The 6,486-nt window shown below is 38.3% G+C and carries 8 protein-coding genes and 1 pseudogene; 4 read left to right on the top strand and 5 right to left on the bottom strand.

Annotation, left to right across the window (positions count from 1 at the left end):
- The 4 genes from DYY65_RS12450 to DYY65_RS06390 all read right to left on the bottom strand — a co-directional run.
- On the bottom strand, positions 1 to 211 hold a 211-nt coding region (locus DYY65_RS12450), incomplete at its 3' end, for a hypothetical protein (protein ID WP_236561703.1).
- Between the two features lie 293 nt (positions 212 to 504).
- The gene (locus tag DYY65_RS06400; RefSeq protein ID WP_162477145.1) at positions 505 to 783 is read right to left on the bottom strand and encodes a hypothetical protein; all 279 of its coding nucleotides are present in this window, start codon (positions 781 to 783) and stop codon (positions 505 to 507) included.
- Positions 746 to 1,411 carry a hypothetical protein gene (locus DYY65_RS06395; RefSeq protein WP_162477144.1) on the bottom strand — a complete coding sequence of 222 codons (666 nt, stop codon included), beginning with the start codon at positions 1,409 to 1,411 and terminating at the stop codon, positions 746 to 748. The genes DYY65_RS06400 and DYY65_RS06395 overlap by 38 nt, the downstream gene beginning before the upstream one ends.
- Before the next feature lie 621 nt (positions 1,412 to 2,032).
- A complete protein-coding gene (locus tag DYY65_RS06390) occupies positions 2,033 to 2,449 on the bottom strand; it encodes a hypothetical protein (protein WP_162477143.1) in 417 nt (138 codons plus the stop codon).
- A gap of 741 nt (positions 2,450 to 3,190) precedes the next feature.
- Here DYY65_RS06390 and DYY65_RS12980 point away from each other — a divergent pair.
- Positions 3,191 to 3,880, top strand: a pseudogene (locus DYY65_RS12980) (serine hydrolase domain-containing protein).
- A 2-nt stretch (positions 3,881 to 3,882) separates the two neighbouring features.
- Positions 3,883 to 4,437, top strand: a complete 555-nt coding sequence (locus DYY65_RS06375; protein ID WP_162477140.1) for a serine hydrolase — start codon at positions 3,883 to 3,885, stop codon at positions 4,435 to 4,437.
- Positions 4,438 to 4,598: 161 nt separating this feature from the next.
- Here the strand turns inward: DYY65_RS06375 and DYY65_RS06370 are convergent, their stop codons facing one another.
- On the bottom strand, positions 4,599 to 4,844 hold the full coding sequence (locus DYY65_RS06370; RefSeq protein WP_162477139.1) for a hypothetical protein: 246 nt from the start codon (positions 4,842 to 4,844) through the stop codon (positions 4,599 to 4,601).
- Positions 4,845 to 5,443: 599 nt separating this feature from the next.
- Here DYY65_RS06370 and DYY65_RS06365 point away from each other — a divergent pair.
- Positions 5,444 to 5,704, top strand: a complete 261-nt coding sequence (locus DYY65_RS06365; protein ID WP_162477138.1) for a hypothetical protein — start codon at positions 5,444 to 5,446, stop codon at positions 5,702 to 5,704.
- Positions 5,705 to 5,911: 207 nt separating this feature from the next.
- Positions 5,912 to 6,415: a hypothetical protein gene (locus tag DYY65_RS06360; protein WP_162477137.1), complete on the top strand. Its 504-nt coding sequence runs from the start codon at positions 5,912 to 5,914 to the stop codon at positions 6,413 to 6,415.
- The last annotated feature ends 71 nt before the right edge of the window (positions 6,416 to 6,486 follow it).

Here is a 6,486-nt window from a genome sequence, read left to right as displayed (position 1 = left end):
TAGTCAGTGCACTAATGTTCATTCTTAGTTTTTCCTTTTGCAATCTACTAGTTGGTGAACCCCTTAACGCCATTCCGCAGCAAGGACAGAAATTGTCCAAATGAAATAAGAAAATTTCACACCTTCTGCAATATTTTCTGCCATCTTTGTAATTCATTTCACCAGATATAGCTTTGGAATCCAACCTTTCACACAAGTTCCTACAGGCCATCTATGGTGAAAAGAAGAATTTGATTCCTAAAAACAAAACCTGAAGAGAGCGGGAGGGATTGCCATTGCATATTATAGAAAAAAAAGACATGTATTTGATTTGTTGGAGGTGAGGAGCTAGTCCTTTTTAAACCGCCTGTTAAACTCAAATTAGTAAGGAAGAAAAAATTTCCTTGTTTGCGTTATTCGCAAGTTAGCAATCCCTAATATACATAAGCCATTACATTAGATTTAAGCGACATATGCGCGTTACTATCGTTTTACAAATGAATTGAATAGCAAAGTCTTGTAATCTTAGACATGATTGGTTCGAGATCCTATAGAATGGACCTCCTTTAAAACTTGCTCTATCATTAGTTGCACATCTTCTTCATCTGGATCTATACTGATCTTCATCTCGTTTGCGATATTCGCTGATTTGATGTTTTCGAATGCAACTGTAACCCTTCTTTGAACTTCCAGCTGCATTTCTGCAAGTCCCATTTTTAATACCTCAGAGTCCTTCTCCAACCCACTGTATACTTCTCGCCTTACATCAGTATTTCTGGAAACATACGCAGCTGATCCAACCATCCCCAACAAGAAGCATATATGAAGATAGTCCCAAGAATACAAGTGTGGCAAGTCCAAACGGTGGATATGCTGCATAAAATGGAGATCCAGACTGAATAGAACTAAATAGGGAGATGATACCTATTGCTGAAATTATAAAAAAGTTTTTCATGTTTTCCTGTCTCATCTTTCTCCCAACAATCAAGAAAGCCGCAGAAAAAAATAAACCTGATACCTGCCCGTTGACATTTATCAGCAACTGGACTTGTGTAGAGTAGACAATTTGAACCACATCAGGATTAGTAATCAAATTTGGATTGCTTGCAATAATTACAAAGATCTGATAAGCCAAGGGTATGCTAACTACCAACCAGAATTTGCATTTCCCAATTCTACTCATAAATGCTTTAAGTAATGAAACCGTAAGTGCCCACGAAGCTAGTACCAAAATTGGTAATACATAGGTACTAAATCCATAGATAGCACTATACATAGTACTACCGCTTGGGACAAAGTAATCCTGAATTAAAATCAAGTACGGTCTAGGCTGTATTATATCTGACTGCAGGCTAAATTGTTCTGTAAGCACAGGTATTGTGATTAAAATTAGGAATAAAGTCACGATGAAAACAATTGCATACACTAACACTGAAAGTGATCGACCTAACTTGAGCCACTGCAGAAATATGACAGACAGCATTCCAAGAATAAAAATTGGCAACAAATGACTGATGTATATTACTGATAACAAGAAGGTCGATTATAATCTTGAAAGACAAGCATTTCTGAGATCATAACAAAAAGTATAAATGATATAGCGATCTGAGCGCAAAGTGTAGAAATAAATGCTGTCTTGAATAATAGAGGCCTGGCCCTTCGAGCTTCGCTATCATTTCTCTTGGTAAAACGCAATAAGTATACGCTAATAATAGACGCAACAACGACGAGAACTATGAACAAAGAGAGATGTAGTACTCCAGGATTCCCTAACTGGGTTGGGTAGAAAACTCTAATGAATTGAGAGTCTACTGTAGTAACAACCACGATTAACGAAACTAAGACAATAGCAAACTTATTTCTACTTACTATGCTCTGCATAGCGGTTGCAATGTGATATAATCGCTAAAATAAATACTTACACATACTCCAATATGTGTGATAAACTGCATTATCAGATGATCTGAATGGTTAAGTATGAAATAATTTCTAAGCTAAAGAAGGAAAGATTGGAAGTAGTTGGTACCAGACTTGCGGTACTGTTCTTGTACTGCTAGGCTACCTTGATGTTCCAATTAGCGAGATCATGCTCAACAGGTTGGTTGGGCTGTAACGGAACACGTATCACCTCTACTGAGATAGTATGGTCCCCCTTTGGTAACGGTTTGAAGAACAATTCATAGCTTTCGTCCATAGCAACTCCACAGCAGGGGGGTTTAATTCCAAAGGCATTATCTGAAGATTTTATAGTATAAACGAAAGGCTGAGAAGTGCTTTCACGTACAATATTCGAGGAAACATCTGAACCATCTACTTTCACTTGCATCATCTTTATGACCTTGTTTGAGTCTTGTGCGCAGGATAAAAGTTGAGCAGGTGTTTGCAAATGATTTTCGCCTTGAGAACACTCGCCCTCATAAATACTCAAGTAACTGGGAAGGTGCAATCTGACAGACTTGATGCGCTGCATTAACATTAGCACCGTTAGCTGGCGCAGAAGCCAAATCGCCAAGAAAGACAATTGGATGATTGGCTATGTCTACGTTTGACATAAAACATGAAGGCCATGTATTGGCATATCTTGCTGGCTGGTTACCCCTCCAGTCCCACCACTTTGCTATTATGGGTTCGATGATTTTATTCCAGGTGGAAGTGAGCTAGGAGAATAAAAGCTGATCCCAGATGGGTTTGCGTATGAAATTATTGGATTCACAACAATAAGAGTGGTAACGATCAAAACGCTAAGGAATAACGCTACTTGAACTCCAGACTTGTTTTCAAAAAATGTTATTCTGATCTTCATTTTGTATTTCGTAGTTTTATATAGAAGTAAATAAGTCTTTCATAATTGACCTCGCTTAATGAAGGACATACTTGGGACGCCCTAGTACCATGAAACCTTTATGTACCGTAGTATTTGTTGTGGACACAACCCTCACTACTCTATCGCTGGGATGTTGAAGCCAGTTCGAATTACTATCCTTTACATGTCAGTCTACTTGATTGTGCCAACTACGCTATGACGGTTAAATTGGGATGTTTGACGATACTAAGATTCGATAATTAAATAATATGTTTTTAAATTAAAAAATCTTAAATACTTCAGGAGAGTGAGTTTCTTCCAATTAATGTTTAGGTCTAAACCTTTCATAATAATTCTACTAGCTACACTGACCCTGGTTCTTATGATGCCTGTGGTTTCTGGGATTTCTTGGTTACAACAAGCAAAGGCTGCTGCTATGCAAGTCAGCCTACGAATTCTTCTGCAATAAATTACAAAGAAATATCGCCACCAGTCAAAAGCTTCATACTAAATCAGATAGTTGACAAATCTAAAGCAGCTATTGTTGTAGGCTTTGTAGATCCTAATGGTACTAGGATATTTAGCTTTGGCAATATGTCAGCAGCTCATAATGTGCCTGTTAACGAAAATACATTATTTAATATAGGTTCTATCTCAAAGATAATTACCACCCTTCTTTTAGCTGATATGGCAACACAGGGCATAGTTAATCTAAATGACCCAATTGACAAGTACCTTCCTGCTAGTGTTAAGGTGCCTGAATTTAATGGAACCAAGATTACACTTGAAGATTTAGCAACACATACTTCTGGACTTCCTGAGAAATGCCATCTAATATTTTTTTGAATGGTAAAATATCTGGACAAACATTGAATCCACATTATAACGTAAGCCAGCTGTATCAAGCGTTGTCAAATTTTAAACTGACAAGGGAACCTGGTTCAAAGTTTCAATACTCAAGCTTTGGTATATGGTTCAAAGTTTCAATACTCAAGCTTTGGTATAGCATTACTTGGACACATATTATCCTTGAAGGCAGGTATTCCATATGACCAGCTAGTTAGAGATAGGATTCTAAATGTGCTAGGAATGTGCTAGGAATGAATGATACCAAAATTACTCTTTCACAAAGTGATATCAAAAATCGATTTCCTGTTGGTCACATGGGTGGACAAGAGATTAGTAACCCAACAGATATCACGCCAGAAAGTGTTGGAGTGCTACCTGCATTAATGGCACCTGCTGGAAACTATCGTTCAACTGCTGCTGATATGTTAAAATATGTATCTGCTAGCCTGGGTTTTCTCCACACTAAACTTGATAATGCCATACAATTACAACACTTGATAATACATCCAATCATACCAGCAACAAATGCAATTAATTATAGTGAATATGTTGCGTTAGGATGGCGAGTACTTACTAATTTAGGAACAGAGACCTTTTCTCATAGTGGTCAAATTAAAGGTTGGGATGCTAATGTAGCATTTAACCCCGCTAAACAAATAGGTGTTGTGGCCTTATGCAGCTGCGATGCTACTGATGCAGATATGGGTAGCTTTAATTGGGTATTGCTTCATCTTGCACCACCAAAGACTCTGACTCTTGGCAGTGAAGTTGGACTACATACTGTAGGTGCAGCTGTCCCCAAATGATTCCAGTTCTTTCTACAGTGGTTTAACTCCACTGTAAAACGGAATGTCATAATTGCGAATCTGCGTGAAGCGATAACCTTGCCACATTGGGAAGGAATGTACCTTTTTTCTTTGCTTGAATTTTGTAGCTCTTGTCTTACACGTTTATAGTGCTTCTATTCCTATCCCTTGGTCTTAACCTTTGTTTTCTGCTGCAGACTAGCCTTCAGAGCTGCCACAAGGTCTTGAGTTTCTTGCACCTTCTCTACTGGTTTCGCTGATATGGGTTTACCCTTGATTTTTGAGTCTATCAGCTTTTCTAATTCATTAGTATAGGTATCAGAATATTTGCTCAAGTCAAGGTGCTCACTTGACAGATTCTCAACCAATAATTTTCCTAAGGATAATTCTTTACTGTCTAGACTCACCTTCTGTATTTCCTTTAGTTCAGAGATTTCATCAGCTGGTTAATGATGCTAATCTTTAAGAGAGCGAGAGTCTATGTTAATCATTTCAATACGAAGTGTGCTAGTATAAAGTTTTGACTGGGCTGCTCTGATTTTTTAGCTACCGCTGTTATAGATTGAACTTGAGAAGAGTGAAGTAGGTGGATCATGATGCTTGAGAGCTCTATCATGTCAATAGAAGAATTTATAAACAAGTCTAATCAGGTGTGGCGACCATTATCATCTCATACTTTAGAACAAAGTCCATGTTATCCTATCATTGATAAAAGACAATACTTTAATGATAATGGCAGTGGAATGTTTTATTACTGCAAACTACATCCTGATATTCAAAACAGAAACCTAGAATCGATTGAACACCATTGCAGGTATAAAGACCCTGAACTACATAAATCAGAGATTTTAAAATTAAAAGTTAATTAGTCAGCTATAGTGAGTTAAGACTTCTCCCCATGTCTTTACAAGATTTTTGCAGATCGTGATTACTTAGGCCGTGTAGTAAAAGATACGCAACAATAAAATAAAATCAAGTAATATATTTCAGATACAGAGGATAGTATTTGTCTTCGAAGAATAGTAGCCCTGATAGCAATAAAAAGGATAGAACTCACGATAACAACAGCAATTTCAATCCATTGATTGAGGGTCTGACTTTAGCGCAATCATCTGCAATGGCTTTGATTACGGTATCTAGTGAGATTCTTGAAGCTGCTCCTAAAATGATAGATTATTGGTTTAATACATTTTTAGAACCATTGACAAGAACATCAACAGCAACAACAACGGAAGAACAAAAAAGAGAAAAAGTAAAGGTAGAATGAACAACTAGAATAATTCGCGGGCTAACAGCAGATTAGGCCATGGGGGCTACGATGCAGAAGATCATGTTGGAGACGACTTGTTGCTAACAGACTAGTTAACTTGTTACTGTGGATGGTTATAGAATATTCCAGCGTATTTTTATAGTTCATATTACAATAAAAAACATGAATTGATTATTTCTAGTAAGTGGATTAGCTGTTTTTATCGTGGCAACACTTCTGATCACATCCACACCCAATACGACAATGGCATACAGATGTAGCAGCTCCTCAAGCACCCATACCGTAAAATCTCAATCAGGCGTAACTGGCAGCTCTGGTAGCTGTTCTTCCAGCTCTAGTAGTACTAGTACTTCTGGGCCTAAGGGTTCTACGCAATTTACTGCTTCTGGACCCCCAGGAAAATCTGCTCTCAGCGCTTGTTTTTCGAGCACCTCGTCTGGTTGCAGCGCTACTTCTTCTGGCCAAACCGCTTCTGGTGCTGGAGGTCTTAAATTTAGTCCTGGAGCTACAATCACAGGTGGTCCGTTTGTAGTAACCCCAGGGCAAGTTAGTGGGATTGGAGGCGTTACTGGCAGCTCAGGTGGTGTTGAGTCGACCTCGTCGAGTAGTGCAGGTGGTTCTCAGTCAAGTTGTTCTTCTAGCTTTGGGACTGCAGCTTCTGGTTCAACTAGTTCGACAAGCACGTCAAAACCAGGCACCTGTCCATAACTTTTCTTTCAGGGGTTACGCCGTGCTATTGTAAAAAAAGTAGAACTAAATTCGAACCTGACCATTGGGGA

Source organism: Nitrososphaera sp. AFS, from assembly GCF_009898475.1.
In the GTDB taxonomy this organism is placed as follows: Archaea; Thermoproteota; Nitrososphaeria; order Nitrososphaerales; family Nitrososphaeraceae; genus Nitrosopolaris.
This window is presented reverse-complemented; position numbering and strand designations above follow the sequence as displayed.

Coding starts and splice junctions, on each gene's coding strand:
- DYY65_RS06400 (WP_162477145.1), bottom strand. CDS start 783: ATGGTTGGATCAGCTGCGTATGTTTCCAGAAATACTGATGTAAGGCGA.
- DYY65_RS06390 (WP_162477143.1), bottom strand. CDS start 2,449: ATGCAGCGCATCAAGTCTGTCAGATTGCACCTTCCCAGTTACTTGAGT.
- DYY65_RS06375 (WP_162477140.1), top strand. CDS start 3,883: ATGAATGATACCAAAATTACTCTTTCACAAAGTGATATCAAAAATCGA.